The following is a 25,633-nucleotide window of genomic DNA, read 5'->3' on the forward strand; positions in this document are numbered from 1 at the left end:
GAAAAGCCCGGCATGATCGTTCTCGACGATATTTCCCTGCGCCTTGCCGGGCGCCTGCTCATCGACCACGCCTCCGTCGCCCTCCCCGAGAATGCGCGCGTGGGCGTGGTCGGCCGCAACGGCTCGGGCAAGACCACCCTGTTCAAGGCGCTCATCGGCGAGCTGGAGCTGGAATCCGGCGCCGTCCGCCTGCCCAACCGCACCCGCATCGGCCGTGTGGCGCAGGAGGCGCCGGCCGGGCCGGACAGCCTGATCGAGCGCGTGCTGGCCGCCGACACGGAGCGCGCCGCGCTGCTCCAGGAGCGCGAGACCACGCAGGACCCCAACCGCATGGGCGAGATCGAGATGCGGCTCCTCGACATCGGCGCCCATGCGGCGCCCGCGCGGGCGGCCACCATTCTCGCCGGCCTCGGCTTCGACGAGAGCGCGCAGCAGCGGCCCTGCTCGGAATTCTCCGGCGGCTGGCGCATGCGCGTGGCCCTCGCCGCTTTGCTCTTCACCGAGCCGGACCTGCTGCTCCTCGACGAGCCCACCAACTACCTCGATCTCGAAGGCACCCTGTGGCTGCAGGACTACCTCGCGCATTATCCGCGCACGGTGATCCTCATCTCGCATGACCGCGACCTTTTGGACGAGAGCGTCGACCACATCCTCCATCTCACCGGCCAGAAGCTGACCCTCTACAAGGGCGGCTTCTCCTCCTTCGACCGGCAGCGGCGCGAGCGGCTGCTGCTGGACCAGAAGGCGCGCAAGAAGCAGGAGATGCAGCGCGCCCACATGGAATCCTTCGTCGCCCGCTTCCGCGCCAAGGCCACGAAGGCGAAGCAGGCCCAGTCGCGCCTCAAGGCCCTCGCCCGCATGGAGCCCCTGGCCGCGCAGGTGAGCGAGGAGGCGGCGGCCATCTCCATCCGCCATCCGGAAAAGCTGCTCTCCCCGCCCATCGTGGTGCTGGAGAAGGTGGCGGTGGGCTATGTGCCGGGCCGACCGATCCTGCAGAATCTCAATCTGCGCATCGACGAGGACGACCGCATCGCCCTCCTCGGCCCCAACGGCAACGGCAAGTCCACCTTCGCCAAGCTTCTCGCCGACCGGCTGAAGGAGGAAAGCGGCCGGGTGGTGCGGGCCGACAAACTGGAAGTCGCCTATCTCGCCCAGCACCAGATCGACGAACTGATCCCCGGCGACAGCCCCGCCCAGCATGTGCGGCGCCTCATGCCCGACGCGCCCGAGGCGCGGGTGCGGGCACGGGCCGCTGAGATGGGCTTTTCCGGCGGCTCGGCCGACACCAAGGTGTCGTCCCTCTCGGGCGGAGAGAAGGCGCGGCTGCTGCTGGGGCTCGCCACCTTCCACGGGCCGCATCTGCTCATCCTCGACGAGCCCACCAACCATCTCGACATCGAGGCGCGCGCGGCGCTCATCGAGGCCATCAACGACTTCCCCGGCGCCGTCATCCTCGTCTCCCACGACCGGCATCTGCTGGAGGCCTGCGCGGAGCGGCTGTGGCGGGTCTCGGGCGGCACGGTGAAGGCCTATGACGGCGATCTCGACCAATACAAGGCCGAGGTGCTCTCCCGCTCCGACGGCGACCGCATGACCGACAAGGGGCGCAAGGACCGCTCCGAGACCAAGGCGGAAGCCTCCCCCGCCCTGCGCCGCATCGCCACCGGTCCGCTCAAGAAGCGCATCCGCGAGTTGGAAGGCGCCGTGGAAAAGCTGACGAAGCAGATCGAGGGGCTGGACGCGAAGCTCTCCGACGCCGGCCTCCATGCCGCCAAGCCCCTGGACGCTGCCCGCTTCGCCAAGGAGCGGGCCGAGGCCGCCGAGAAGCTGGCGCAGGCGGAGGAGGAGTGGCTGGAGGTCAGCGCCGAGCTCGAGGCCGCGGGCGGCTGACCGGCGTAGCGGGGGCAATCCCGGGTGCCGCCTCCGGCTCGCGCACCAGCGCCAGCAAAGCCTGCGCCGCCCGCGAATTGTAGCGGTCGGCGTGGCGCAGGGCGTAGAAGCGGCGGGCCGACAAGGTGAGCGGCAGCTGTTTCAGCGTGCCCATGGCAAGGCCCGAGGCGGTGACGAGATCGGAAATCACCGTCGCCCCCGCCCCCGCGGCGACCGCGCTCACCACCGCCTCGTTGGACGGCAGCTCCAGCACCACCTTCAGCTGGGACGGATCGAGGCCGGAGGCGCGCAGGGCATCCTCGAACACCTGCCGCGTGCCCGAGCCCGGCTCGCGCAGCACGAAGGGCATGTCGAGGAGATCGGCCGGGGTCAGCGCCTTGAGTTCGGCGCGCGGATCGTGCGCCGCCACCACCAGCACCAGCCGGTCGCCGGGCACCGCGACCCGCGCCAGCAGCGCTTCCTCCACCTCGCCTTCCACGAAACCCACATCCGCCTCGCCCGCCCGCACGGCGGCGGCGACCTGCGCGGTGTTGCCGATCACCACTTCCAACGCGATGTCGGGATAAAGCTCGTGAAAGCGGTTGAGCAGCGGGCCGAGCCAGTAATTGGCGATGGTCTGGCTGGCATGGATGGAGAGCCGGCCGCGCCTGAGGCCGGACAGATCGGCAAGGATGGTCTCGGCCGCCCCGGCGCGGGCGAGCACGGCTTCCGCCTCGGGGACGAAGACGCGGCCGGCCTCGGTCAGCTCGATGCGGCGTCCGACGCGATGGAAAAGGGCGACCCCGCAGGAGGCCTCGAGGGCGGCGACGGAAGCGCTGACCGCCGACTGGGTCATGTTCAGCGTTTCGGCCGCGCGGGTCATGTGGAGCGCGCGGGCGACGGCGACGAAGACCTTCAGTTGCTCCAGCGTCATCCCGCCCGATCACCTCGCCCCGCTCAAACGCCGCGCGGGCTTGGAAAAAGGCCCGGGAGGCAAGCTCTCGGGCCTTTGCTATCACATGAAGGTCTTGATGAGGATAAAGCTCAGCGCCGAGATGAAGAGCCAGGCGGCGGCACCGAGCAGGAGGGGCTTGATGCCCTTCAGCCGCAGCTTGCGCATGTCGGTCTCCAGCCCCATGGCGCCCAGCGCGACGGCGAGGAGGAAGGTGGTGGTGGTAGCCACCGGCATCTTCACCTCGGGCGGCACATAGCCGCTGGACGCGACCATCACCATGGCGATGAAGCCGAACACGAACCACGGCATGGGCGGGCTGGCATGGCCGGCCGACTTGTCGCCGCGTGCCCGCATCACCGCCGCCGCGCCGAGGCCGATGACAAGCGGCGCCAGCAGCATCACCCGCGAGAGCTTCGCCACGGTGCCGAACTCGCCGGCCTGCTGGCCGCCCTGGAAGGCGGCCGCCACCACCTGCGCCACCTCATGGATGGAGGCGCCGGTCCACAGACCGAAGGCATGGGCGTCGAAGCCGGTGAAGGGCATCAGCGCCGGCATCAGCAGCATGGAGAGCGAGCCGAAGATGGTGACGCAGGCCACCGCATAGGCCACGTCCTCGTCCGAGCCACGCGTCACCGTGTTGGTGGCGATGACCGCCGAGGCGCCGCAGATGGCGGTGCCGGCGGCGATCAGCTCCGAGAGCTGCCGGTCCACGCCCATGGCGCGGCCGATCCAGCGGGTGACGAAGAAGGTGGCGAACAGGGTGAAGGCGACGATGGAGAAGCCCACCACGCCCACCGAGCGCACCTGCTCGAAGGTGAGCTGGAGACCCAGCAGCACGATGGCGAAGCGCAGGATGCGCCGGAGCGCGAACTTCACGCCGGGCTTGATGATGGCCGCCGTGCCGAAGATGTTGTGCAGCGCCATGCCGATGACGATGGCGAGGATGAGCGGGCTGACGAGCCCCATGCCCGGAACCTGGCGGATGGCATAGGCCGCCGCAGCGATCACCACCGTGTAGACGAGGCCCGGCAGGATGCCGCCGAAGGCCGTCACGAGCGGGCCGCCAGCGGCGGACACGGACACCGCGGGCGCGGGGGGAATGAGAGCGGGATCGGTCAGGTGCTTGTCGGTCATGGCAGGGGGTCCTCTTGAGACGAGGATGGCCCCCGGCCATGGATCGATCAAACGAGTTGTTTTTCTACAATTGATCGATGAATCCGATTATCGGACCACCACGCCCCGCCGCACCACCGTGTTGCCGGCCGGGCCGCGCGTCGCGCCCACGTGGCGGCAGGCGCCGTTGTAGCAGCGGGTGGCGCCCACATGCCCGACCGGGCCGCGCGCGTAGGGGCCGTAATAGCGGTTCCACTGGCCATACCACGGACGTCCCACATAATGGGTATTCCAGTAGGACTGGTTGAACGCCACCGCCGCGATGCCGAGGCCCGCCGCGACCGCAGCGGTCATCACCACCGGCGAGGCGCCGGCGGAGGGCACGACCTTGATGTACTGCGCCGCCATCCAGCCGCGCACGTTGCCCAGCGCGACATCGCACCAGGAATAGTCCGCAAGGCAGCCGTAGGTCTGGAGCGCCGCGCCGGCCGGCACCGTGACCACGGTGGGGAAGCTGGTGCTGGGACCGGCCCGCAGATTCACATTCGTCACGGCCACCGCCGGCTGGGCCGCCGCGGCGGCTCCGGCGGCGAGGACGCCGGCCAGCATGACGGCCGCTCCGGCCACTGCGCGCAGGCGCGATCCAAGTTCGACACGTATCGACACCAGCATCTCCTCCATCGGGATCTGGCGCGACAGCCTAGCTTCGGATCGTTACCGGCCCGTTGCACGATTTTGCAATGTGCAACGCTCAGCGCTCGGCGAAGGCCTTCTCCACCACATAGGTCTCCGGCCGGTTGCCCGCACCCTCCACGAAGTCGCGGGTTTCCAGCAGCGCCTTGGTGTCGGCGATCATTTGCGGCGAGCCGCACAGCATCACCCGGTCGTGCTCGGCATCGAGGTCCGGCAGGCCGAGGTCGGCGAACAGCTGGCCGCTTTCCATGAGATCGGTGACGCGACCCCGATTGCGGAACGGCTCGCGGGTGACGGTGGGATAATGCAGCAGCTGCGCCTGCGCGTATTCGCCGAGGAAATCGTGCGCCTTGAGGTCCGCCACCACCTGCTCGCCATAAGCGAGTTCCGCCACCTCGCGGCAGCCATGGACGAGGATGATGTGCTCGAACCGTTCGTAGGCCTCCGGGTCCTTGGCGATGGAGACGAAGGGCGCGAGGCCGGTGCCCGTGGCGAGCAGATAGAGCCGCTTGCCCGGCTTGAGATTGTCCAGCAGCAGCGTGCCCGTGGGCCGACGGCCGACGAGGATGGGATCGCCCGGCTTCAGCATCTGGAGGCGGGAGGTGAGCGGCCCGTCCGGCACCTTGATGGAGAAGAATTCCAGCTGCTCCTCATGCGGCGCGCAGGCGAGGGAATAGGCGCGCAGCAGCGGCTTCTCGTTCACGTCGAGGCCGATCATGGTGAACTGGCCGCTCTTGAAGCGGAAGGCGCTGTCGCGGGTGGCGGTGAAGGAGAAGAGACGCTCGGTCCAGTGGCGGACCTCAAGCACGGTCTCGGTGTTCAGGTTGCTCATGGTCCCCTCACGCCTCAGCCGGCGCCGGGGAGAAGGCGCTCTCGAACTTGCCGTCCACGTTCATCCACTGCGCGGCATCCGCCGGCGGCTCCTTCTTCTCGGCGATGTTCGGCCACAGGGCAGCATATTCGGCGTTGAGCGCGATCCACGGCGCGGCAGCCGGGTCGCTGTCGGCGGAGATGGCGGCGGCCGGGCATTCGGGCTCGCAGACGCCGCAGTCGATGCACTCGTCGGGCTTGATGACGAGCATGTTCTCGCCCTCATAGAAGCAGTCCACCGGGCAGACGGCGACGCAATCCATGAATTTGCAGCGGATGCACTTGTCGGTGACGACGTAGGCCATGGGGCAGGTCCGGTTGTTGTTCGATCTTTATTTTAGCCGGAGGGGGCAATGGTCTTGAGGGCTAAGGCCTTGCAGGGTCAATTAATTGCAGATTTTGTGGAAGGGTAATCGGATCGAGACCTGCTCCATCATATTTACCTGCCGTCATGCCCGGGCTTGTCCCGGGCATCCACGTCGACCCGACGGAGCGGCTCCCAGAGTTATGCTCCCGGCCCGACCACGTGGATGGCCGGGACGAGCCCGGCCATGACGATTGGGACAAATGCGAAAATCCTCGCGCGAGTCCTAACCCCGCCCATCGAAGCGCGCCGCATCACACCACCTCGGCCAGATTCGCGCCGTTGAGGTTCACCGCGAGGCCCTTCAGTGCATCCTCGTTCAGCTCGCCGCCCATGGCCTTGAGGCTTTCCTCGCGGATGAGCGCGCCGAGGTCGGCCCGGAGCTGCACGAATTCAGGCGAGAGCTGGAGGGCGGCATCGCGCGGACGCGGCAGGGGCACCGTTACCTCGGCCTTGATGGTGCCGGGGCGGGCGGTCATCACGTAGATGCGGTCGGAGAGGAAGATCGCCTCGTCGATGTCGTGGGTCACGAACAGCACCGAGATGCCCAGCCGCTGCCAGAGGTTGGTGAGGATCTGCTGCATGATGACCCGGGTCTGCGCATCGAGAGCGCCGAACGGCTCGTCGAGCAGCAGCACCTTCGGCCCGGTCGCGAGCGCCCGGACGATGCCCACGCGCTGCTTCATGCCGCCGGAGAGGCGATCGGGATAATGGTCCTCGAAGGCGGACAGGCCGGCGAGGCCGAGCAGCGTTCGCGCGGCGACCGCCCGCTCGGACTTGCCCATGCCGCGCATCTTCAGGCCGAATTCCACGTTCTCCCGCACCGTCTTCCAGGGGAAGAGCGAATATTGCTGGAAGACCATGCCCCGGTCGGCGGAGGGGCCTTTCACCGGCTCGCCATCCACCGTGACCGTGCCTGACGTGGGCTTGAGGAAGCCCGCCACCGCATTGAGGAACGTGGACTTGCCGCAGCCCGACGGCCCGATGATGGAAACGAACTCGCCGGGATTCACCACGAGGTCCGCATCGCGCACCGCGATGACGGCGCCGTCGATGGTGTCGTAGGCGAGGTTGAAGTCGGAGACCTCGATAAGGCCGGTCCTCGTCGGCGCGGTCGCGGGGATCGCCATGATGGCCTCACTTGGCGCGCGACCAGGGCGTCACGGCCCGGCCCGCGATGCGGATGAGAAACGAGGAGGCGAGGCCAAGCACGCCGATGGTGATCATGCCCAGCGCGATGTCCGGATATTGCACCAGGGAATAGGCCTCCCAGGTGAAATAGCCGATGCCGAACTGGCCTGAGATCATCTCCGCCGCGATCAGCGAGACCCAGGCGACGCCCATGCCGACGGTGAGGCCGGTGAAGACCTGCGGCAGCACGGCAGGGAAATAGACCTCGCGGAACGTCGCCCGCTCGGTGGCGCCGAGGCAGCGGGCGGCGCGCACCAGCACCTCGTCCACGTTCGCCATGCCGTGCAGCGTGTTGAGGAGGATGGGGAAGAACGAGCCGAGGAAGGTGATGAAGACGATGCTTTCCTCGTTGGTCGGCCAGAGCATGATGGACATGGGCACCCAGGCGATGGCCGGGATGGGCCGCAGCACCTCCGAGACGGGGAAGACGAACTCCTTCAGCAGCTGGAAGCGCCCCATCAACAGGCCCAGCGGCACCGCCACCACGGCAGCCAGCGCGAAGCCGATGAAGATGCGCCGGCAGGAAATGTAGATGTGGTTGAGGAACGCGCCGGTGGAAAACGCCGTGCGCGCGCTCTCCAGCACCTGCTCCGGCGAGGGCACGTTGAGGAACCGCACGTAGAAGGTCATGCGGTTCACCGTCACCACATGCCAGGCGAGGATGAACAGGCCGATGGCCAGCGCCCCGAGCAGCGTGGCGCGAATGGTGTGGGCATTGAGCTTCAGCCAGCGCCGCGCGCGCCCTGCGACGGACCGGTCCGGCGCCGGCGTCGCCGCCACCGCATCCCGCTCCGGCCGCAGCACGATGTGACCGGGCGCGGCCGACCGATGCACCGCCCCGCCGTCGCCGGCGAGGTGGAACGGGGCGGCGATGGGCGCGGACTTTGCCGCGGACGTCATGGCAATGCTGTTCATGGCGTTCACCCGCGAGCCCCGGACGCGGCCTTCAGCGCATCGGCGAAGGGCAGCACCTTGCCGCCGCCCTTGGCCGCCGCCGCCTCGGCATCGACCTTCAGCATGAAGGGCTGGATCTCGGTCTTTCCGTCCTTGGTGGAGACGGCATAGAAGGCATCCGTCGCGAACAGCTTGATGCCGCGGGCGGTGTCGAACAGATAGGTCATGTTGACCTTCTTGCCGGCCGCATTCAGCTCGGCGAGCGCCCCGAGGGTGCAGGCGGCGCTGGAATAGGGCTTGATGCCCTCCCCATCCACCCAGATTTCGCCCGCCTTGCGCGGCTCGGAAATCTTGACCTTGCAGAAGCTGTCGTCGCCGGCGATCTCGTAGTTCGCGAGGCTCTTCAGCTGCGCCTCGTAATCAAGCCCGAGTTCCTTGTAGGCTTGGCGGACGTAGGTGTCGTTCACCCAGGCCTTGACGTCGAACTCCTTCATCCGTCCGAGCTTCTGGAGCACGGCGGCGTCCTGCGCGGCGTCTTCCACCAGCTGCGGCTTGATGGTGGGGTCCATGGTCATGATGCCGCCCGGGCCGAGGAAGATGTAGACGACTTCCTTGTCGATGCCGGTCCACTTGGCGATCTTCTCGGCGGCTTCCTTCGGGTTCTTGCGCACCCAGTCATTGGCCTCGATCACCGCCTTGATGTAGCCGACCACGACCTCCGGATACTTCTCGGCGAAGTCCGTGCGCACCACCACGCCATGCCAGGTGGGGGCGTTGGTCTCCACGCCGTCGAAGATCTTGCGGGCGAAGCCGCGGAACGGCAGCAGCTCGGCGAAGGGGACGAAATCGGCGTGGGCGTCGATCTTCTTTTCCTGCAGGTTGGTGGAACCCACCTCGGGCGACTGGCTCACCAGCCGGAAGTAATCGGCCGGCCAGTTCTTGTCCTGCATGGCTTTGAGGATCATGCCGTGGGCGGCGGAGCCGAACGGCACGCTCACCACCTTTCCCTTCAGGTCGCTCAGCTCGTAATAGGGCGACTCCTTGTTCACGACCACACCGTTGCCGGAGCCGTAGATATTGTAGGCACCGACCGCGATGAGCTGGGACTTGGACTGGGGATTGGACTGGAAGGTGTAGCCGTTCACCACCAGCGGATAATCGCCCATGCCCCCGAACTGGAGCTTGTCGGCCATCATGCCGTTGGTGACGGGCGGGCCGGAGGTGAAGTTCTGCCACTCGATGTTGTAGGTGGCGCCGGCATATTTGCCGTCCTTCGGCAGATATTTGTCGAGAAGCTTCAGCTCCTTGATGACGACGCCGGTGGTCACCGTATTGGTCGTGGTGTCCTGCGTCCCGATGCCGATGTTGATGGTCTCGGCCGCGGCCGGAACAACGGCGCAGGAGGTTGCGAGGGCGACGGCAATGCTGCGAAGAACGTTCGGGCGAAACGGGTTCATCAGATCCACCTCTCGGGGCTAAGACGGCTCTCGACGGTGATCTTCAGGCGTCAGGTTCGATCCGTTCAAAGGAAGATGCGGCCGAGGTGTCGATTAGTTGCCTCCTTTGCGGACCCGCCTGATTTTTCATCAAACCGCACATCTCCGGATCGCCGGACGGCGCCCGGCCTCACCGGTCGCCGCGCATCACGTGCAGCGCGTCCAGATCGTAGACCACGATCTTGGCCTTCTCGGCCTTCAGAACCCCCTGCTCCTGCAACCGCTTGAGGCTGATCGTCACCCACTGGCGGGTGGCGCCCACCATGTGCGCAAGATCTGCGTGGGTGAAGGCCGAGCCGATGGCGATGGCGCCCTCTTCCTTCACGCCATAGGTGTCGGCGAGATGGATGAGCAGGTGCGCGAGACGCTCGGTGACGGAGCGGGTGCCCAGCATCTGGGCAAGGGCCGAATAGCATTTGCCCTTGAAGGTGAGCCCCTCGATGAGGCCGATGGCGAAGCCCGGTATCTGGGCGATCAGCCGGCGCAGGGTCTTTCCGGTCAGGTGGACCACCACGCTGTTGGTCGCCGCGACCCCGGACCAGACGTGCTGGCCCTGCCCGAACAGCTCCGGCCCGCCCACGAAATTGCCCGCACTCCAATAGGCGAGCGTGATCTCCCGGCCCGACGGCGCGATGTAGAAAACCCGGATGCGCCCGCTCTCGATGAGGAAGATGCCATCGTGCGGCGTGCCTTGGGAGAACAGCATCTTCCCGCGATAGACGACGCGTTTCTGCCCCTCCCTCAGCACCTCCTCCCGCTCCTTGGCCGTGAGCCGCTGGAACAGCAGCGGCGGCCCGTTGGTCAGCGCGGCATTTTCGGTGAGGAGCAGCGCCTGCGCAGGGTTGGACCCGGCCAGAAGGGGTGAGGCTGGGGGCACTGGTTTGGCGTGCAGGGGGGCAGTCTGCATGCTGGATATCTCCCGTTTGGACGGCTTCCAAGCGGCAAGAAGCATACCAGCATTTTTAACATTAAATCGATCGTATTAATTCATTTTTTGTCGAACAGGGCGAGCGCCTCCGGCGCGAGCACGCCGCCGGTGATCTCCACCTTCAGGAAAGGTGCGGCCTCGGCCATGGTCCGGGCCACATCCAGCGCTGGCATGCCGATTTGCGGCTGCCGGCCATACTTGGCCGCCACCTGCTCCAGCGAGGCGCCGAAGACCACGCGATTGAGCCCGCACCAGAGAATCGCCCCCATGCACATGGGGCACGGCTCGGCGGAGGCATAGATGGTCGCGCCCTTCAGTTCGTCCGCCGACCGCGCGGCGAGGAAGCGGCGGATGGCGACCATCTCGGCATGGGCGGTGGGATCGTTCAGCTGCCGGCCGAGATTCGGCCCCCGGGAGAGAACCTCCCCGCCCCGCGCGATCACCGCGCCGAACGGGAAGTCGGACTGGGCTGCGAGCGCGATGGCCTCGCGCATCAGCCCTTCATCCTCCGGGCGCGGCGGCCCCACCACCGCCTCGGCGCGCGTCACGGATGGGAAGAGCGACAGGACGCTGCTGGCCGCCGCAGCGAGGCTTGCGAGAACGCTCCGCCGGCTCGGGGCATGCGCAATGGCCGGCTGTCGTTCGGTCCGCATCGCGTCTTCAGCGGTCATGGCGTCGCCCCCTCGGGGAAGCTGAGCACGCGGCATAGACGAGGGCAACCGGGCTCGCGCGCGAGACCACATGAGGCGGAGGCCCAAGCAAAGAAAAGGCCCGGGCTTTTTGGCCCGGGCCTTCCTGAAATGTCGCGCTTGTCGGGTGCTCAGTGCGTGGTGGCGCCGGTCCGGTCGCGCTCCAGCGCCTCATAGACCTGCTGGAGGTCGGCGAGGTGACGGGACGCGCGCTGCTTGGCATCGTCGCCGGTGGCGTCGTTCACGTCCTCGCGGGCGTCCTGGATCTGCTGGGCGAGAGCGCCAAGATCCAGCTCCTCCAGCGGCTTCGCCTCTTCGGCGAGAATGGTGAGGCCGGCCGGATTCACTTCGGCAAAGCCACCGCGGACGAAATAGCGGCGGGCGGCACCATCGGCCTTGATGGTGAGGATGCCGGGCTTGAGCATGCCGATGAACGGCGCATGGCCGGCCAGCACGCCGAACTCGCCTTCCGCGCCCGGCACGATCACCTCGGTCACGGCGCCGGAAAAGACGAGGCGCTCGGGGGAGACCAGCTCAAAAGGTAAGGTCGCCATCTGTTCAATCTCCGGGTCGTCCCCGCCGGGGGTCCCGCGGGAGCCTGCCGGCTACCCTCGGGAGGATCAGGCCGGCGGAACGGCTCCGCCATGGGTGGGAGCCGGATGGCTCCGTGAAATCTTCGGTCCGATCAGCGGCGGCGCTCGGCGACGAAGCCGACGCCCAGGCCGATGATCGCGCCCACCACGGCCGCAAGCAGGATGTGGCGGGTCTGCTCGGAGGTGAGGCCGCCGCGCGGCCCCTCTCCCTGAACGCGGATATCGATGCCCGGGAGGCGCAGTTCCGCCACCTGGGGCCGGGTGAGCCAGCCGGTGATGCCACCGGCCAGCAGCCCGAGGACGAGGCAGACGATCTTGATATTCATCGCGATCGCTCCGCCGCGTGGCTGGGATCAGGCCGCCTCGGCGGCCAGCTTCTTGCCCTTCTCGATGGCTTCTTCCATGGAGCCGACCATGTAGAAGGCCTGCTCGGGCAGGTAGTCGTACTTGCCTTCGACGAGGCCCTTGAAGCCGGAAATGGTGTCCTTCAGGTCCACGAGCTTGCCCGGGGAGCCGGTGAACACTTCCGCGACGTGGAAGGGCTGGGAGAGGAAGCGCTCGATCTTGCGGGCGCGGGCCACGGTGAGCTTGTCCTCCTCGGAGAGCTCGTCCATGCCCAGGATCGCGATGATGTCCTGCAGCGCCTTGTAGCGCTGGAGGGTCTGCTGCACCTGACGCGCCACGTTGTAGTGCTCCTCGCCGATGACCAGCGGAGAGAGGATGCGCGAGGTGGAGTCCAGCGGGTCCACCGCCGGATAGATGCCCTTCTCGGCGATGGAGCGCGAGAGCACGGTCGTCGCGTCGAGATGGGCGAAGGAGGCGGCAGGCGCCGGGTCGGTCAGGTCGTCGGCGGGCACGTAGATGGCCTGCACCGAGGTGATCGAACCCTTGGTGGTGGTGGTGATGCGCTCCTGCAGGGCGCCCATGTCGGTGGCCAGCGTCGGCTGGTAGCCCACCGCCGAGGGAATGCGGCCGAGCAGAGCCGACACTTCCGAGCCGGCCTGGGTGAAGCGGAAGATGTTGTCCACGAAGAACAGCACGTCCTGGCCCTGGTCGCGGAAGTGCTCGGCGACGGTGAGGCCGGTGAGCGCGACGCGGGCGCGGGCGCCCGGAGGCTCGTTCATCTGGCCGTACACGAGGGCGCACTTGGAGCCGGCGGCCGAGCCACCATGCTCGTGCGGGTCCACGTTCACCTTGGACTCGATCATCTCGTGATAGAGATCGTTGCCCTCTCGGGTGCGCTCACCGACGCCGGCGAACACGGAGTAGCCGCCGTGCGCCTTCGCGATGTTGTTGATGAGCTCCATGATGAGCACGGTCTTGCCCACGCCGGCGCCGCCGAACAGGCCGATCTTGCCGCCCTTGGAGTAGGGCGCGAGCAGGTCCACCACCTTGATGCCGGTGACGAGGATTTCCGCCTCGGTGGACTGGTCCGCATAGGAGGGAGCAGGCTGGTGGATGGCGCGCAGGCCGTCGCCGACCACCGGGCCGAGCTCGTCCACCGGCTCGCCGATCACGTTCATGATGCGGCCGAGGGTGGCATCACCCACGGGCACCTGGATGGGCGCGCCGGTGTCGGTGACACCCTGGCCACGCACCAGACCCTCGGTGGCATCCATCGCGATGGTGCGGACGGTGTTCTCGCCGAGATGCTGGGCCACCTCGAGCACCAGGCGGTTGCCGTGGTTGGTGGTCTCGAGCGCGTTCAGGATTTCCGGCAGATGGCCGTCGAACTGCACGTCGACAACGGCGCCGATGACTTGGGTAATGCGTCCGGTGGGGTTCGCCATGTTCGTCGTCCTTTGTCCTCGTCCAGGCCGTGGTCAGAGCGCTTCGGCGCCGGAGATGATTTCGATGAGTTCCTTCGTGATCATGGCCTGACGCGTCCGGTTGTAGATCAGCGTCTGCTTCTTGATCATGTCGCCCGCATTCCGCGTCGCGTTGTCCATGGCGCTCATCTGCGAGCCGTAGAACGACGCCTGGTTTTCCAGGAGGGCGCGGAAGATCTGCACCGCGATGTTGCGGGGCAGGAGGTCGGCGAGGATGTCTTCCTCGGCCGGCTCGTATTCATAGACCGGACCGGCCGCATCCGCGTCCCGCGCCTCGAAGGTGGCGGGGATGATCTGCTGGGCGGTCGGCACCTGCGAGATCACGCTCTTGAACTGGGCGTAGAAGAGCGTGCACACGTCGAACGCACCCTGGTCGAGCAGCGAAAGGATCTTCGACGCAATGGCGTCGGCATCCTTGAAGCTGAGCGTCCGCACCGAGCGCAGGTCCACCAGCTCGATGATGCGGTCGGGATAGATCCGGCGCAGCTGGTCATAGCCCTTGCGGCCGATGCAGAAGAACTTGACGTCCTTGCCTTCGCCGAGCAGCTGCTGCGCCCGCTCGCGGGCGAGCCGGACGATGGAGGTATTGAAGGCGCCGCACAGGCCGCGCTCGCCGGTCGCGACCAGGAGCAGCTGCTTCTGGTCGGAGCCGGTGCCGGCGATGAGGACGGGCGCCTGCCCGCCGCCGATGATCCCGGCGGCGAGATTGCCCAGCACCGTCTCCATGCGCTCGGCATAGGGACGGGCCGCTTCCGCCGCCATCTGGGCGCGACGCAGCTTCGCCGCGGCGACCATCTGCATCGCCTTGGTGATCTTCTGCGTCGCCTTCACCGAGGCGATGCGGTTTCGTAGGTCTTTCAGGCTCGCCATCGTGCCCGTCCGTCAGGTTCGAGGAACAGGCGCCGTTCAGGCAAAGCTCTTGGCAAAGGCGTCGAGGGCCTTCGTCAGCTTCTCGGCCGTGTCCTTGGACAGTTCCTTGGACGTGCGGATGGCCTCCAGGATCTCCGGATGCTGCGAGCGCAGCGCCAGGAGCAGGCCCTGCTCGAACTCGCGGACCTTGGAGACCGGCAGCGGGTCGAGATAGCCGTTGGTGCCGGCGTAGATCACCGCCACCTGCTCCTCGACCTTCAGCGGCGCGAACTGGCTCTGCTTCAGAAGCTCGGTCAGGCGGGCGCCGCGGTTGAGCAGCTTCTGGGTGGAGGCGTCGAGGTCCGAGCCGAACTGGGCGAAGGCCGCGAGCTCACGATACTGGGCGAGCTCGCCCTTGATCTTGCCGGCGACCTGCTTCATCGCCTTGATCTGGGCCGAGGAGCCCACGCGCGACACCGAGAGGCCGACGTTCACCGCCGGGCGGATGCCCTGGTAGAACAGGTCGGACTCAAGGAAGATCTGGCCGTCGGTGATCGAGATGACGTTGGTCGGGATGTAGGCCGACACGTCGTTCGCCTGGGTCTCGATGACCGGGAGGGCGGTGAGCGAGCCGGCGCCGTGGGCGTCGTTCAGCTTGGCCGCGCGCTCCAGCAGGCGGGAGTGCAGGTAGAACACGTCGCCGGGATAGGCTTCGCGGCCCGGCGGGCGGCGCAGCAGCAGCGACATCTGGCGGTAGGCCACGGCCTGCTTGGACAGGTCGTCGTGGATGATGAGCGCGTGCATGCCGTTGTCACGGAAATACTCGCCCATGGCGGTGCCGGTGAACGGCGCCAGGAACTGCATCGGCGCGGCGTCCGAGGCGGTGGCGGCGACGACGACCGAATATTCGAGCGCGCCCTGCTCCTCGAGCACCTTCACGAACTGCGCGACGGTGGAGCGCTTCTGGCCCACCGCGACGTAGACGCAGTAGAGCTTCTGGCTCTCGGGGGCGTCGCCGGCGTTCAGGGGCTTCTGGTTCAGGATGGCGTCGAGCGCCACGGCGGTCTTGCCGGTCTGGCGATCGCCGATGATCAGCTCGCGCTGGCCGCGGCCGATCGGGATCAGCGCGTCGATGGCCTTGAGGCCGGTCTGCATGGGCTCATGCACCGACTTGCGCGGGATGATGCCCGGCGCCTTCACGTCGACGCGGCGACGCTCGGTGAACATGATCGGGCCCTTGCCGTCGATCGGGTTGCCGAGGGCATCCACGACGCGGCCGAGCAGGCCCTTGCCGACCGGGGCGTCCACGATGGCGCCGGTCCGCTTGACGGTCTGGCCTTCCTTGATCTCGCGGTCCGAACCGAAGATCACGATACCGACGTTGTCGATTTCGAGGTTCAGCGCCATGCCGCGCGTGCCGTTCTCGAACTCGACCATCTCGCCGGCCTGGACGTTGTCGAGGCCGTAGACGCGGGCGATGCCGTCACCGACGGAGAGGACCTGGCCGACCTCGGAGACTTCAGCCTCCTGGCCGAAGCCCTGGATCTGCTCCTTGAGGATGGCGGAGATTTCAGCGGCTCGAATGTCCATCAGCGGACCTCTTTCATCGCATGCCGGATAGAATTGAGTTTGGTCTTGAGCGAGGCGTCGACCATGCGGGAGCCGAGCTTCACGATGAGACCACCGAGGATGGACGGATCGACGGTGACGTCGAGGTTCACGTCCTTACCCGTCTGCTGCGCCAACGCGTCCTTGAGCGCGGCGAAGTGGGTGTCGCTCAGGGGAGCAGCCACCGTCACTTCCGCCGTCGTCTCACCGCGCTGGGCGGCCACGAGGGCGGCATAGTCGGAAATCATCCTGGGCAGCGCGAACAGGCGGCGGTTCTGCGCCACCAGCTTCACGAAATTTCCGGCCAGGCCGGAAATGCCCACCTGACCAAGAACCGCGGAGATGGCCTTCAGCTGCTCCTCGGCCGAAAAGACCGGGCTTTTCACCAGCCGCGCCAGATCCGCGTTTTCAGCAATCAGAGCCGACAGGCGATCGAGATCCGCCTTAACGGAATCGACGGCGCCGGCCTCGCTCGCCAGTTCGAACAGCGCGGTCGCATAGCGCCCCGCCATGCCTGACACGATCGTATCCGCCACCCCGCACCTCTCTCGGACTTCCAGGGCCGGTCACGCACCTTGCGTCACCTCTCCCCAAGCCCTTGATCTGTTGGGAATATAATTGTGCGACCTCGCGAGGGGGCTTAACCCGTCCCTCGAAATCCCGGAGTGCCTAACACAGGCAGATCAAGGCGGCAACATGACGGGAGGATGGCGCATAGGCCGCATTGCCGCACCGCGACAGGCTTGACCGTAACGCAACGCCCACAGCGGCCTCAGCTTTGGCCGAGAAACTGCCTGAGCTCCGCCGTTTGAGGATTCGCAAATACTTCTTCCGGCGGACCGATCTCATGCACCCGCCCCTGGTGCATGAACACCACCCGGTCACACACTTCCCGTGCGAAGCGCATCTCGTGCGTGACCATGAGGAGGGTCATGCCCTCCTCGGCCAGCTTCTTCACCACCGCCAGCACCTCGTTGACGAGTTCGGGGTCGAGGGCGGAGGTGATCTCATCGCACAGCAGCGCCAGCGGCTTCATGGCCAGGGCGCGGGCGATGGCGACGCGCTGTTGCTGGCCGCCGGACAGCTCGTCGGGATAGGCGTCGAACTTGTGGGCGAGGCCCACCTGCTCCAACCGCACCCGCGCCTCGGCCTCGGCCTCCTTCTGCGACACCTTCTTCACCACCATGGGCGAGAGCATCACGTTGCGCCCGGCGGTGAGGTGGGGAAACAGGTTGAAGCCCTGGAAGATCATCCCGACCTTCAGCCGGAGCGCACGCAGATGCACCTCGTCCGGCGCCAGCTGGGCGCCGGCGACGGTGATGGAACCGTCGTTGATGGTCTCAAGCCCGTTGATGCAGCGCAGAAGGGTCGATTTGCCCGAGCCCGACTTGCCGATGATGGCGATCACCTCGCCGGCCGCCACATCGAGGTTGATTCCCTTCAGGACCTCGTTCTGGCCGAAGCTCTTGCGGACCTCAGTGATGGTGATGAGCGACATTCAGCTTCCTTTCGAGAAGCTGGCTGCTCTTCGACAGAGGCCAGCACAGCACGAAATAGATGAGGGCGGCGAAGCCGTAGACGGTGAACGGCTCGAACGTGGCGTTGGTGATGATGGTGGCGGCCTTGGAGAGTTCCACGAAGCCGATGATGGAGGTCAGTGCCGTCCCCTTCACCACCTGCACCGAGAAGCCCACCGTGGGCGGCACGGCGATGCGCAGGGCCTGGGGCAGCACCACGTAGCGCAACTGCTCGAAGAAGCTCATGGCCAGCGACGAGGAGGCCTCCCACTGCCCCTTCGGGATCGATTCGACGCAGCCGCGCCAGATCTCGGCGAGGAAGGCGGAGGTCCACAGGGTCAGCGAGACGAAGGCCGCCGCCCAGGGCGAGACGTCGAGACCCATCAGCGGCAGGCCGAAGAAGATGAGGAACAGCTGCATCAGCAGCGGAGTGCCCTGAAACAGCTCGATGTAGAGATTGGCGGCCCGCTGCAACCACGGTTTGCGGGCGATGCGGCAGTAGAGCACCACGAGCCCCACCGCGCCGCCGCCGATGAAGGCGAGGATGGAGAGCAGCACGGTCCAGCGTGCCGCCAGAAGCAGGTTGGAGACGATGTCCCAGGTGGAGAATTGGGTCATGTCGTCTTCCTCCGGCGCGGAAAGAGAAACAGCCCGAGCCCCCGCATGACCTGGCGCAGCAGCACCGCCAGCAGGAGGTAGAGGACGGTGGCGACGATGTAGGACTCGAAGGCGCGGAAGGTCCGCGACTGGATGAAGTTTGCGGCGAACGTCAGCTCCTCCACCGAGATCTGCGAGCACACCGCCGAGCCGAACATGACGATGACGATCTGCGAGGTCAGCGCCGGCCAGATTTTTTGCAGTGCCGGCACCAGCACCACGTGGCGGAAGGTCTGGATGGGGCTCATGGCGAGGCTGGCACCGGCCTCGAACTGGCCGCGCGGCGTCGCCTCGATACCGGCGCGGATGATCTCGCAGGCATAGGCGCCGAGATTGATGACCATGGCGAGGATGGCCGCCTGCATCTCGGTGAGCCCCACGCCGACCGCCGGCAGGCCGAAGAAGATGAAGAACAGCTGGATCAGGAACGGCGTGTTGCGGATCAGCTCCACATAGGCCGAGACGATGGGCCGGAGCCAGCGCGGCCCCAGCGCCTTCGCCCAGGCGCAGGCGATGCCGAGCCCGACGCCGAGGGCACCGCCGACCACGATCAGCTCCACGGTGATGGCGACACCCTTCGCCAGCACCGGCCCGTAATCGGCCAGGGATGAGAAATCGAAACTGTAGGCCATGTCCGGCTGGTCCCCCGATGGCGCAATGCCCGTGGATCGCTCCCTGCCCCGTCACCGGACAGGGAGCGGCGTCCTCAGAGGTCCTTCGGCAGCGGGGCGCCGAGCCACTTCTCGGAAATCTTCTCCAGCGCGCCGTCGGCCTTGGCCGCGGCGAGAATGGCGTTGACCTTCTCCAGCAGCTTCGGCTCGTCCTTGTTCAGGCCGACGTAGCAGGGCGAGTTCTTGATCAGCACCTTCACGGTGGGCTTCTTCGGCGGGTTGCGGGCGAGGATGGCGGCGGCCACCACGTTGCCGGTCGCCACCACCTTCACCTGGCCGGAGAGGAAGGCCGAGATGGTGGAGTTGTTGTCCTCGTAGCGCTTGATGTCGGCGGTGGGCGGGGCGACCTTGGTCAGCTCCAGATCCTCCACCGAGCCACGGGTGACGCCGACGGTCATGCCGGCGATGTCCTCCACCTTCTCCACCTTCACGTCGGCGGGGCCGAAGATGCCGTTGAAGAAGGGCGCGTAGGCCACCGAGAAATCGATCACCTTCTCGCGGTCGGGGTTCTTGCCCAGGCTGGAGATGACGAGGTCGACCTTCTTGGTCTGGAGGTAGGGGATGCGGTTGGCGCTCGACACCGGCACCAGCTCGGCCTTCACACCGAGGCCCTTGGCGATGAGGTTGGCGACGTCGATGTCGTAGCCCACGGGCTTGAGGTCGGTGCCCACCGAACCGAACGGCGGGAAGTCCTGCGGCACGGCGATCTTGATGACGCCGGCCTTGAGGATGTCATCAAGGGCTTCCGCATGCGCGGGGGCAGCGGCAAGGCCGAGGACCATCGCGCTGCCGAGGGCGGCGCCGGCCAGGGTCCGGGAGAGGAAAGATCTGCGGGTTGCCTGCATGGCGGGACCGAAACTCCGTGGGCGGCGCGATCGCGCCATCCACCCCTGAGGAGCAAGCGGTATGCCAGCGTGCATACAATACCGCCGCGAGCGGCGCGATCGGACCAACCCTTGATGGCGGCGGGTCGCCGCCAGTGCCCTAAAACGAAAAATGCCCCGCCCGAGCATTCGGACGGGGCATTTGCCTAAAGTCTAAGCAGATGCCGAACGGCGCGCCGTTCAGCTTCCGTCAGGGCATCAATTGGCCTGCGAGGACTTGTTTGGCGTCGCCGGGAAGGCGGCGTTCTTCACGGTGCCCTTCATCAGCTCGACGGCGAGCTTCAGCTGGGTGTCGTCCTTCGGGTCCGGCGGCACATAGGAGGGCGAGCCGGTCTGCTCGTCGTCGCCGTTCTTGAGGTGGCCCTTCAGCGAGGCTTCGCCACGGGTGGAGTCCGTGGAGACGCCCAGCTTCTGCTTCATCTCGTCCGGCAGGTCCTGCACCAGGACGATATCGGGCTCGATGCCCTTGGCCTGGATGGAGCGGCCCGACGGCGTGTAGTAGCGCGCCGTGGTGAGCCGCAGGGCGCCCTGCTGGCCGAGCGGGATGATGGTCTGCACCGAGGCCTTGCCGAAGGTGCGCGAGCCCAGGATCGTCGCCCGCTTGTGATCCTGCAGCGCGCCGGCGACGATCTCGGAGGCCGAGGCGGAGCCGCCGTTCACCATCACGATGACAGGCTTGCCCTTGGTGAGGTCGCCGCCGCGGGCGTTGAAGCGCTGCGTCTCTTCCGGGTTGCGGCCGCGGGTGGAGACGATCTCGCCCCGCTCCAGGAACGCGTCGGACACCGCCACCGCCTGATCGAGCAGGCCGCCGGGGTTGTTGCGCAGGTCGATGATGTAGCCCTTGATCTTGTCCGGGCCGATCTTCGCGGTCAGGTCGTCGATGGCCTTCTTCAGGGTCTCGAAGGTCTGCTCGTTGGTGAAGGAATTGATGCGGATATAGGCGATGTCATCCGCCTCGACGCGGGAGCGCACCGTCTGAAGCTTGATGGTGTCGCGCACCAGCTTCACTTCGATGGGCTTCTCCGCGCCCTTGCGCAGGATGGTGAGCGTGATGGGCGTGTTGACCGGCCCACGCATCTTGTCCACCGCCTCGTTCAGGGTCATGCCTTGAACCTGGTCGCCGTCGAGCTTGGCGATGAGGTCGCCGGAGAGCACGCCGGCCTTGGCCGCGGGGGTGCCCTCCATGGGGGTGACGACCTTCACCAGGCCGTCTTCCATGATGACCTCGATGCCGAGCCCGCCGAACTCGCCGCGGGTCTGCACCTGCATGTCGCGGTGATTCTTCGCGTCCATGTAGGAGGAGTGCGGATCAAGCGACTGCAGCATGCCGTTGATGGCCGCCTCGATCAGCTTGGCGTCATCGGGCTTCTCGACATAGTCGGAGCGCACGCGCTCGAAGACGTCGCCGAACAGATTGAGCTGCTTGTAGGTATCGGACGACGCGGCCTCTGCCGCGGTCCCGAGGATCAGCCGTGGCTGGACCGCTGCAACCGCCACGAGGGCGCCAGCCGCCACGCCAAATAGAAAGAGAGACGTCCGACGCATTATCCACGTACCTTCTGACTGTCCGTTGCCGCCCACCATGGCGTGGGGTCGATCGAGAGCCCGTCTTTTCGGAACTCGACATACAATTGGGGCTGTCCCGTGGCCGTTGCGGGCGACGGTGAGCCGTTTTGGGCGGATGCGCCACTCCCCCCGGGACCGATGCCCCCCGGACCGCGCTGCACCGTATTGGCCACGGTACGGGACAGGCCCCCCATGACCCCCACCGGCTCGCCCGCGAGGACGAACTGGCCGAGGTCCACGGTGATCCGTTCCATGCCTGCCATCAGAATATGGTAGCCACCGCCCGCGTTGATAATCAAGAGTTGGCCATAGCTGCGGAAGGGTCCCGCGTAGACCACCCAGCCGTCGGCCGGCGCGCTCACCGGGGCACCGGCGCGGGTGGCGATGGTGATGCCCTTCTCGGTACCTCCCACCCCGTCCGCCGCCCCGAAATTCCGCAGCGTCACGCCAGCCACCGGAAGCGGCAGCAAGCCTTTGGCCTGCGGGAAAGCGATGGCCGGCGTCAGGCGCGCCGGGTCCTTGAGCGCGGTCAGGTCGGGCCGCCCGGGTTCCTGCGGGCGCGTCACCGCCTGCGCGGCGTCAGCTGCCCTTGCGGAAGGTCCAACCTCGTTCTCCAGCCTCGTCACGAGATCGTGCACGTCCCCGGTGGCCTTGGCGACGCTTTCCGCCTGCGCCTTGTCGGCGGAAGCGACCGGGTGCTCCTCCGCCTGCCGCTTCTGGCGCTCGCCCACCAGCACGGCAAGGCGGCGGCTGTCCTCGTCGAGGTCAGCGCGCAGGCTGGTCAGGCTGTCGCGAGCGGACGCCAGCTCCGTACGCACGCGGGACAGCTCGGACAGGTCGGAGGCCAATGTCTCCGCCTCTACTCTTAGTTCCGGCAGGAGGGCGCCAAGCAGGATGGCCGAGCGCACCGCGTCCAGCGCATCGTCCGGGCGCATGAGGATGGCGGGTGGCGGCTCGCGCCCCATGCGCATCAGGGCCGCCAGCACCTGGGCGAGGACGCCCCGGCGCTTGCCGAGGGAGGTGTTGAGGTCTGCGGCGGAGCGGTCCAGCTGGGCGATGCGGCCTTCCACATTGATGAGCTGCTGCTCCACCGCGCGGGTGCGGGCGGCCGTGTCGAGCAGCATCTGGTTGAGGCGGCCGCGATCGCCCTTCGCCGCTTCGAGGTCGGCGCGGAGCTTGCGCTGGGCCTCCTCGGAGCCCTTCACGTCGGCCTTCAGCGCATCGGTGTCGATGCCGGTGCGGTTGGGGACGGGCGGCGGCAGCGGCACCGCCGGTGGGGGCGCGCCCGGCTGGGCCAAGGCCCGGGAAACGAGAGCCTGGGAAACGAGGGCCAGCGGAACACGCAGCCACGGGGCCGCGACCAGGAGGGTCGCGGCCAGCGTCAGGAGGATCAGGACCGACCGCGGCTTCATGAACCGATCCTCAACGAACAGGGTTGAGGATCGGTAAAGCCCAAGGCGTCCGCAAGCGGCTTTCTCAGGCGGCGCGCAAGGCCCGGGTCTGCTCAGCCCTCCATGCTCTCCAGCTCGGAGATCATGCGGTCGATGAGGTTGAGGCCGGTCTGCCAGAAGGCCGGATCGCGGGCATCAAGGCCGAACGGGGCGAGCAGCTCCGCATGGTGCTTGGTGCCGCCGGCGGCCAGCATTTCCAGATACCGCTCCGCGAAGCCGTCGGAAGCCTTCTCGTAGACCGCATAGAGCGAGTTCACGAGGCAGTCGCCGAAGGCATAGGCGTAGACGTAGAAGGGCGAGTGGATGAAGTGCGGGATGTAGGTCCAGAAGGTCTCGTAGCCCGCGCCCAGATGGATGGCCGGGCCGAGGCTCTCGCTCTGCACCTGCATCCAGATCTCGCCGATCTTCTCGGAGGTCAGCTCGCCCTGGCGGCGCTCGGAATGGACGTTGCGCTCGAAGGTGTAGAAGGCGGTCTGGCGGACCACCGTGTTGATCATGTCCTCCACCTTCTGGGCGAGCATGATCTTGCGCATCCGCGGATTCTCCGCCGAATCCAGCAGCTTGCGGAAGGTCAGCATCTCCCCGAACACCGAGGCGGTTTCCGCCAGCGTCAGCGGGGTGGGCGCCATCAGCGCGCCCTGGCGTGCAGCGAGCACCTGGTGGACGCCGTGGCCCAGCTCATGGGCGAGCGTCATCACGTCCCGCGGCTTGCCCTGGTAGTTGAGAAGCACGTAGGGGTGGGCGGACGGCACAGTGGGATGGGCGAAGGCGCCGGGCGACTTGCCGGGGCGGACGGGCGCGTCGATCCAGGACTTGTCGAAGAAGGTGCGGGCGATGTCGGCCATCTTCGGCGAGAAGTTGCCGTAGGCGGTGAGCACCGTGTCCTTCGCCTCGCCCCAGCCGATGTCGCGGCTCTCCACCTTGGGCAGAGGCGCGTTGCGGTCCCAGAACTCCAGCTTGTCCTTGCCGAACCAGCGGGCCTTCAGCGCGTAATAGCGGTGCGAGAGGCGCGGATAGGCCTCGCGGATGGACGAGACCATGGCATCCACCACCTCCTTTTCCACCCGGTTGGCGAGGTGGCGGGAGGAGGCGACATCGGGGAAGCCGCGCCAGCGGTCGGAAATCTCCTTGTCCTTCGCCAGCGTGTTGGTGACGAGGGTGAACAGGCGCAAATTCTTCGAGAAGGTATCGGCCAAGGCGAGGCCGGCGGTGCGGCGCACCTCCTCCTTGGGGTCCTGCATCAGGTTCAGCGTCGGCTCGATGGCGAGCTCCTGCCCGTCCACGTTGAACCGCAGCGAGGAGATCGTCTCGTCGAACAGCCGGCTCCAGGCGCTGCGCGAGGGGCTCGACTTCTCGTGGAACAGCTGCTCGATCTTGTCGTCGAGCTGATAGGGCTTGTCCTTCCGCAGGTCCTCGATCCACGGCCGGTAGTAACCGAGCGCCGGATCGGCCATGGCGGCTTCCAGCGCCGCATCGTCGAGGCGGTTCAGCTCCAGCGTGAAGAACAGGAGGTGCGTGGACGAATCGGTCAGCTTCTCCTGGATGTCGCCGTAGAACTTGGCGCGGGCCGGGTCCGAGGTGTCACCGGCATAGATGAGGCTGCCATAGGAGGCGATGCGGCCGAGGAGGTCGTCCACCGCCTCGTAGCGCTTCACCGCCTCGGCCAGCGCCGCACCGGCGCCGGGCGCGGCGAGCATGGCGGCGAGCTTGCCCTTGTAGGCCTCCTCGAACGCGGTGCACTCGGCATCGGCCTTGGCGATGTCCGCCGCCAGCTCCGGCGCGTCCATGGCGGCATAGAGGTCGGTGAGGTTCCATTCCGGCAGCGTCTCGGTGGCTGCGGCGGAGGCGACGGCGGTCTGGGCGGCGTGACGGGCGGCGGAAAAGGCGCTTTCGAAATCGTGCGAACGAACGGGCATCGCCGAAACGCGGGCAATGGCGTGCGGAAGAGTGTGCGGCATGGAACCTCCGGAAACGGGCGGCGCGGTCCGTTTGGGCCGCACCCGCTCTTGCACTCGATCGTGGCGGACAAAATCGCCGCAATGGCCCCGCGCCGCAAGCCGGGTCGGCGAAGGCGCGGTCGGCAAGGGCGCGGTCGGACCGCGGGAGAGCGTACGGCATCAGGGTGAGGGGTTCTTAACCATCGCCGCCCAATGTCGGGGACGAATCTCACCCGACCGAGTCGCCCGCCCTTCCATGTCTTCTTCCCTTCTGATCGTCGAAGACGATTCCGACGAGGCGCGCCGCCTCGAACAGGCGCTCACCCGAATGGGCTACCGCTGCACCATCGCCCATGACGGCGACGCGGCTCTCGCCCGTCTTGCGGCCGAGCAATTCGACGCGGTGCTGCTCGATCTCGTGCTGCCCGGCCTCGACGGCATAGGCGTGCTGTCCGCCCTCGCGGCAGGCGGCAACGAGACCCCGGTCGTGGTTCAGGTGACCCCGGCCGGCCTCGATGCGGCCGGCGGCGCCATCCGCGCCGGCGCGCGCGATTTCGTCGTGAAGCCCGCCGGCGCGCTGCGCCTGGAGGTGGCACTCGGCAATGCAGTAGCCCTCGCGCGGGCTGCTTCGGGCAGCCGCCCCGCCCCGCTACGGGCTCCCACGCCCGTCGCTCAGGACAATGTGATCGCCTTCCCCTCGGCCGCGACTCAGGCTCGCCCAGAGCGTGGGACGGAAGAGATGATCGGTACCGCGTTTGCCCGGCTCGATGCCTCCGGCCACACCCGCAGACTGGACCAGATCGAGGCCGAAGCCATCCGTTTCGCTTGCCATCTCTATGGCGGGCGGATGGCCGAGGTGGCGCGCCGTCTCGGCATCGGCCGCTCGACGCTCTACCGCAAGCTCGCCGAGCTGGGCGAGACAGAGGTAGAGACCAACCATCAGATGGAACCGTCGGCGGCACAATTTGTTGCAGCCGAGTGACAAGACACCACAAACCCGGCATTCGCC

The 25,633-nt window shown here is 67.1% G+C and carries 25 protein-coding genes; 2 read left to right on the plus strand and 23 right to left on the minus strand.

Annotation, left to right across the window (positions count from 1 at the left end):
• Positions 1-12: 12 nt before the first annotated feature.
• Positions 13-1,890 (plus strand): ABC-F family ATP-binding cassette domain-containing protein, encoded by a 1,878-nt coding sequence (locus ACE3QW_RS17370; RefSeq protein ID WP_374252817.1) that lies wholly within the window; start codon positions 13-15, stop codon positions 1,888-1,890.
• Here ACE3QW_RS17370 and ACE3QW_RS17375 read toward each other — a convergent pair.
• From ACE3QW_RS17375 to ACE3QW_RS17485, 23 genes are all read right to left on the minus strand, one after another.
• A complete protein-coding gene (locus ACE3QW_RS17375; protein WP_374252818.1) occupies positions 1,859-2,803 on the minus strand; it encodes a LysR substrate-binding domain-containing protein in 945 nt (314 codons plus the stop codon). The two genes, ACE3QW_RS17370 and ACE3QW_RS17375, sit on opposite strands and share 32 nt — an antisense overlap.
• Before the next feature lie 81 nt (positions 2,804-2,884).
• Entirely contained in the window at positions 2,885-3,958 is a 1,074-nt protein-coding gene (locus ACE3QW_RS17380; RefSeq protein ID WP_374252819.1) for a YeiH family protein, read from the minus strand.
• Positions 3,959-4,045: 87 nt separating this feature from the next.
• On the minus strand, positions 4,046-4,603 hold the full coding sequence (locus ACE3QW_RS17385; protein WP_374252821.1) for an SH3 domain-containing protein: 558 nt from the start codon (positions 4,601-4,603) through the stop codon (positions 4,046-4,048).
• An 85-nt stretch (positions 4,604-4,688) separates the two neighbouring features.
• A complete protein-coding gene (locus ACE3QW_RS17390) occupies positions 4,689-5,462 on the minus strand; it encodes a ferredoxin--NADP reductase (RefSeq protein ID WP_374252823.1) in 774 nt (257 codons plus the stop codon).
• A gap of 7 nt (positions 5,463-5,469) precedes the next feature.
• Positions 5,470-5,805 (minus strand): ferredoxin FdxA, encoded by a 336-nt coding sequence (fdxA, locus tag ACE3QW_RS17395; RefSeq protein WP_024276762.1) that lies wholly within the window; start codon positions 5,803-5,805, stop codon positions 5,470-5,472.
• Between the two features lie 313 nt (positions 5,806-6,118).
• Entirely contained in the window at positions 6,119-6,994 is an 876-nt protein-coding gene (locus ACE3QW_RS17400; RefSeq protein ID WP_250165362.1) for an ABC transporter ATP-binding protein, read from the minus strand.
• Between the two features lie 7 nt (positions 6,995-7,001).
• Complete coding sequence (locus ACE3QW_RS17405) at positions 7,002-7,970, minus strand: ABC transporter permease (protein ID WP_374252825.1); 969 nt, start codon at positions 7,968-7,970, stop codon at positions 7,002-7,004.
• Positions 7,971-7,975: 5 nt separating this feature from the next.
• The gene (locus ACE3QW_RS17410; protein ID WP_250165364.1) at positions 7,976-9,406 is read right to left on the minus strand and encodes an ABC transporter substrate-binding protein; all 1,431 of its coding nucleotides are present in this window, start codon (positions 9,404-9,406) and stop codon (positions 7,976-7,978) included.
• A gap of 169 nt (positions 9,407-9,575) precedes the next feature.
• On the minus strand, positions 9,576-10,352 hold the full coding sequence (locus tag ACE3QW_RS17415; protein ID WP_029556128.1) for a Crp/Fnr family transcriptional regulator: 777 nt from the start codon (positions 10,350-10,352) through the stop codon (positions 9,576-9,578).
• 80 nt (positions 10,353-10,432) lie between these two features.
• A complete protein-coding gene (locus ACE3QW_RS17420) occupies positions 10,433-11,044 on the minus strand; it encodes a nucleoside deaminase (protein ID WP_374252828.1) in 612 nt (203 codons plus the stop codon).
• Positions 11,045-11,193: 149 nt separating this feature from the next.
• The gene (locus ACE3QW_RS17425) at positions 11,194-11,616 is read right to left on the minus strand and encodes a F0F1 ATP synthase subunit epsilon (protein ID WP_029556130.1); all 423 of its coding nucleotides are present in this window, start codon (positions 11,614-11,616) and stop codon (positions 11,194-11,196) included.
• Positions 11,617-11,747: 131 nt separating this feature from the next.
• Positions 11,748-11,981, minus strand: coding sequence for a hypothetical protein (locus tag ACE3QW_RS17430; protein WP_024276755.1), 234 nt, complete (start codon positions 11,979-11,981; stop codon positions 11,748-11,750).
• A gap of 27 nt (positions 11,982-12,008) precedes the next feature.
• Positions 12,009-13,445: a F0F1 ATP synthase subunit beta gene (atpD, locus tag ACE3QW_RS17435; protein ID WP_029556131.1), complete on the minus strand. Its 1,437-nt coding sequence runs from the start codon at positions 13,443-13,445 to the stop codon at positions 12,009-12,011.
• 33 nt (positions 13,446-13,478) lie between these two features.
• Positions 13,479-14,354, minus strand: a complete 876-nt coding sequence (locus tag ACE3QW_RS17440; RefSeq protein ID WP_029556132.1) for a F0F1 ATP synthase subunit gamma — start codon at positions 14,352-14,354, stop codon at positions 13,479-13,481.
• A gap of 36 nt (positions 14,355-14,390) precedes the next feature.
• The gene (gene atpA / locus ACE3QW_RS17445) at positions 14,391-15,923 is read right to left on the minus strand and encodes a F0F1 ATP synthase subunit alpha (protein ID WP_250165366.1); all 1,533 of its coding nucleotides are present in this window, start codon (positions 15,921-15,923) and stop codon (positions 14,391-14,393) included.
• A complete protein-coding gene (locus ACE3QW_RS17450) occupies positions 15,923-16,477 on the minus strand; it encodes a F0F1 ATP synthase subunit delta (protein ID WP_347881300.1) in 555 nt (184 codons plus the stop codon). The genes atpA and ACE3QW_RS17450 overlap by 1 nt, the downstream gene beginning before the upstream one ends.
• Positions 16,478-16,713: 236 nt before the next feature.
• The gene (locus tag ACE3QW_RS17455) at positions 16,714-17,439 is read right to left on the minus strand and encodes an amino acid ABC transporter ATP-binding protein (protein WP_024276750.1); all 726 of its coding nucleotides are present in this window, start codon (positions 17,437-17,439) and stop codon (positions 16,714-16,716) included.
• On the minus strand, positions 17,417-18,076 hold the full coding sequence (locus ACE3QW_RS17460; RefSeq protein ID WP_029556135.1) for an amino acid ABC transporter permease: 660 nt from the start codon (positions 18,074-18,076) through the stop codon (positions 17,417-17,419). The genes ACE3QW_RS17455 and ACE3QW_RS17460 overlap by 23 nt, the downstream gene beginning before the upstream one ends.
• The gene (locus ACE3QW_RS17465) at positions 18,073-18,747 is read right to left on the minus strand and encodes an amino acid ABC transporter permease (protein WP_374252832.1); all 675 of its coding nucleotides are present in this window, start codon (positions 18,745-18,747) and stop codon (positions 18,073-18,075) included. The genes ACE3QW_RS17460 and ACE3QW_RS17465 overlap by 4 nt, the downstream gene beginning before the upstream one ends.
• Before the next feature lie 74 nt (positions 18,748-18,821).
• Positions 18,822-19,631, minus strand: coding sequence for a transporter substrate-binding domain-containing protein (locus ACE3QW_RS17470; protein WP_374252834.1), 810 nt, complete (start codon positions 19,629-19,631; stop codon positions 18,822-18,824).
• Between the two features lie 237 nt (positions 19,632-19,868).
• The gene (locus ACE3QW_RS17475) at positions 19,869-21,218 is read right to left on the minus strand and encodes a S41 family peptidase (RefSeq protein ID WP_029556138.1); all 1,350 of its coding nucleotides are present in this window, start codon (positions 21,216-21,218) and stop codon (positions 19,869-19,871) included.
• On the minus strand, positions 21,215-22,648 hold the full coding sequence (locus ACE3QW_RS17480; RefSeq protein ID WP_374252836.1) for a murein hydrolase activator EnvC: 1,434 nt from the start codon (positions 22,646-22,648) through the stop codon (positions 21,215-21,217). The genes ACE3QW_RS17475 and ACE3QW_RS17480 overlap by 4 nt, the downstream gene beginning before the upstream one ends.
• A gap of 92 nt (positions 22,649-22,740) precedes the next feature.
• The gene (locus ACE3QW_RS17485) at positions 22,741-24,603 is read right to left on the minus strand and encodes a M3 family oligoendopeptidase (protein WP_374252904.1); all 1,863 of its coding nucleotides are present in this window, start codon (positions 24,601-24,603) and stop codon (positions 22,741-22,743) included.
• 277 nt (positions 24,604-24,880) lie between these two features.
• On the opposite strand from ACE3QW_RS17485, the gene ACE3QW_RS17490 reads away from it, so the two are divergent.
• Entirely contained in the window at positions 24,881-25,606 is a 726-nt protein-coding gene (locus ACE3QW_RS17490) for a response regulator (RefSeq protein ID WP_374252838.1), read from the plus strand.
• Positions 25,607-25,633 lie beyond the last annotated feature (27 nt).

This window comes from Xanthobacter sp. (assembly GCF_041911315.1).
In the GTDB taxonomy this organism is placed as follows: domain Bacteria; phylum Pseudomonadota; class Alphaproteobacteria; order Rhizobiales; family Xanthobacteraceae; genus Xanthobacter; species Xanthobacter aminoxidans.

Bases quoted from the DNA above. Each gene is read 5' to 3' on its own strand.
- ACE3QW_RS17370 (WP_374252817.1), top strand. From the start codon at position 13: ATGATCGTTCTCGACGATATTTCCCTGCGCCTTGCCGGGCGCCTGCTC.
- ACE3QW_RS17375 (WP_374252818.1), bottom strand. From the start codon at position 2,803: ATGACGCTGGAGCAACTGAAGGTCTTCGTCGCCGTCGCCCGCGCGCTC.
- ACE3QW_RS17380 (WP_374252819.1), bottom strand. From the start codon at position 3,958: ATGACCGACAAGCACCTGACCGATCCCGCTCTCATTCCCCCCGCGCCC.
- ACE3QW_RS17390 (WP_374252823.1), bottom strand. From the start codon at position 5,462: ATGAGCAACCTGAACACCGAGACCGTGCTTGAGGTCCGCCACTGGACC.
- fdxA (WP_024276762.1), bottom strand. From the start codon at position 5,805: ATGGCCTACGTCGTCACCGACAAGTGCATCCGCTGCAAATTCATGGAT.
- ACE3QW_RS17400 (WP_250165362.1), bottom strand. From the start codon at position 6,994: ATGGCGATCCCCGCGACCGCGCCGACGAGGACCGGCCTTATCGAGGTC.
- ACE3QW_RS17405 (WP_374252825.1), bottom strand. From the start codon at position 7,970: ATGAACAGCATTGCCATGACGTCCGCGGCAAAGTCCGCGCCCATCGCC.
- ACE3QW_RS17410 (WP_250165364.1), bottom strand. From the start codon at position 9,406: ATGAACCCGTTTCGCCCGAACGTTCTTCGCAGCATTGCCGTCGCCCTC.
- ACE3QW_RS17415 (WP_029556128.1), bottom strand. From the start codon at position 10,352: ATGCAGACTGCCCCCCTGCACGCCAAACCAGTGCCCCCAGCCTCACCC.
- ACE3QW_RS17420 (WP_374252828.1), bottom strand. From the start codon at position 11,044: ATGACCGCTGAAGACGCGATGCGGACCGAACGACAGCCGGCCATTGCG.
- ACE3QW_RS17425 (WP_029556130.1), bottom strand. From the start codon at position 11,616: ATGGCGACCTTACCTTTTGAGCTGGTCTCCCCCGAGCGCCTCGTCTTT.
- ACE3QW_RS17430 (WP_024276755.1), bottom strand. From the start codon at position 11,981: ATGAATATCAAGATCGTCTGCCTCGTCCTCGGGCTGCTGGCCGGTGGC.
- atpD (WP_029556131.1), bottom strand. From the start codon at position 13,445: ATGGCGAACCCCACCGGACGCATTACCCAAGTCATCGGCGCCGTTGTC.
- ACE3QW_RS17440 (WP_029556132.1), bottom strand. From the start codon at position 14,354: ATGGCGAGCCTGAAAGACCTACGAAACCGCATCGCCTCGGTGAAGGCG.
- atpA (WP_250165366.1), bottom strand. From the start codon at position 15,923: ATGGACATTCGAGCCGCTGAAATCTCCGCCATCCTCAAGGAGCAGATC.
- ACE3QW_RS17455 (WP_024276750.1), bottom strand. From the start codon at position 17,439: ATGTCGCTCATCACCATCACTGAGGTCCGCAAGAGCTTCGGCCAGAAC.
- ACE3QW_RS17460 (WP_029556135.1), bottom strand. From the start codon at position 18,076: ATGACCCAATTCTCCACCTGGGACATCGTCTCCAACCTGCTTCTGGCG.
- ACE3QW_RS17465 (WP_374252832.1), bottom strand. From the start codon at position 18,747: ATGGCCTACAGTTTCGATTTCTCATCCCTGGCCGATTACGGGCCGGTG.
- ACE3QW_RS17470 (WP_374252834.1), bottom strand. From the start codon at position 19,631: ATGCAGGCAACCCGCAGATCTTTCCTCTCCCGGACCCTGGCCGGCGCC.
- ACE3QW_RS17480 (WP_374252836.1), bottom strand. From the start codon at position 22,648: ATGAAGCCGCGGTCGGTCCTGATCCTCCTGACGCTGGCCGCGACCCTC.
- ACE3QW_RS17485 (WP_374252904.1), bottom strand. From the start codon at position 24,603: ATGCCCGTTCGTTCGCACGATTTCGAAAGCGCCTTTTCCGCCGCCCGT.
- ACE3QW_RS17490 (WP_374252838.1), top strand. From the start codon at position 24,881: ATGTCTTCTTCCCTTCTGATCGTCGAAGACGATTCCGACGAGGCGCGC.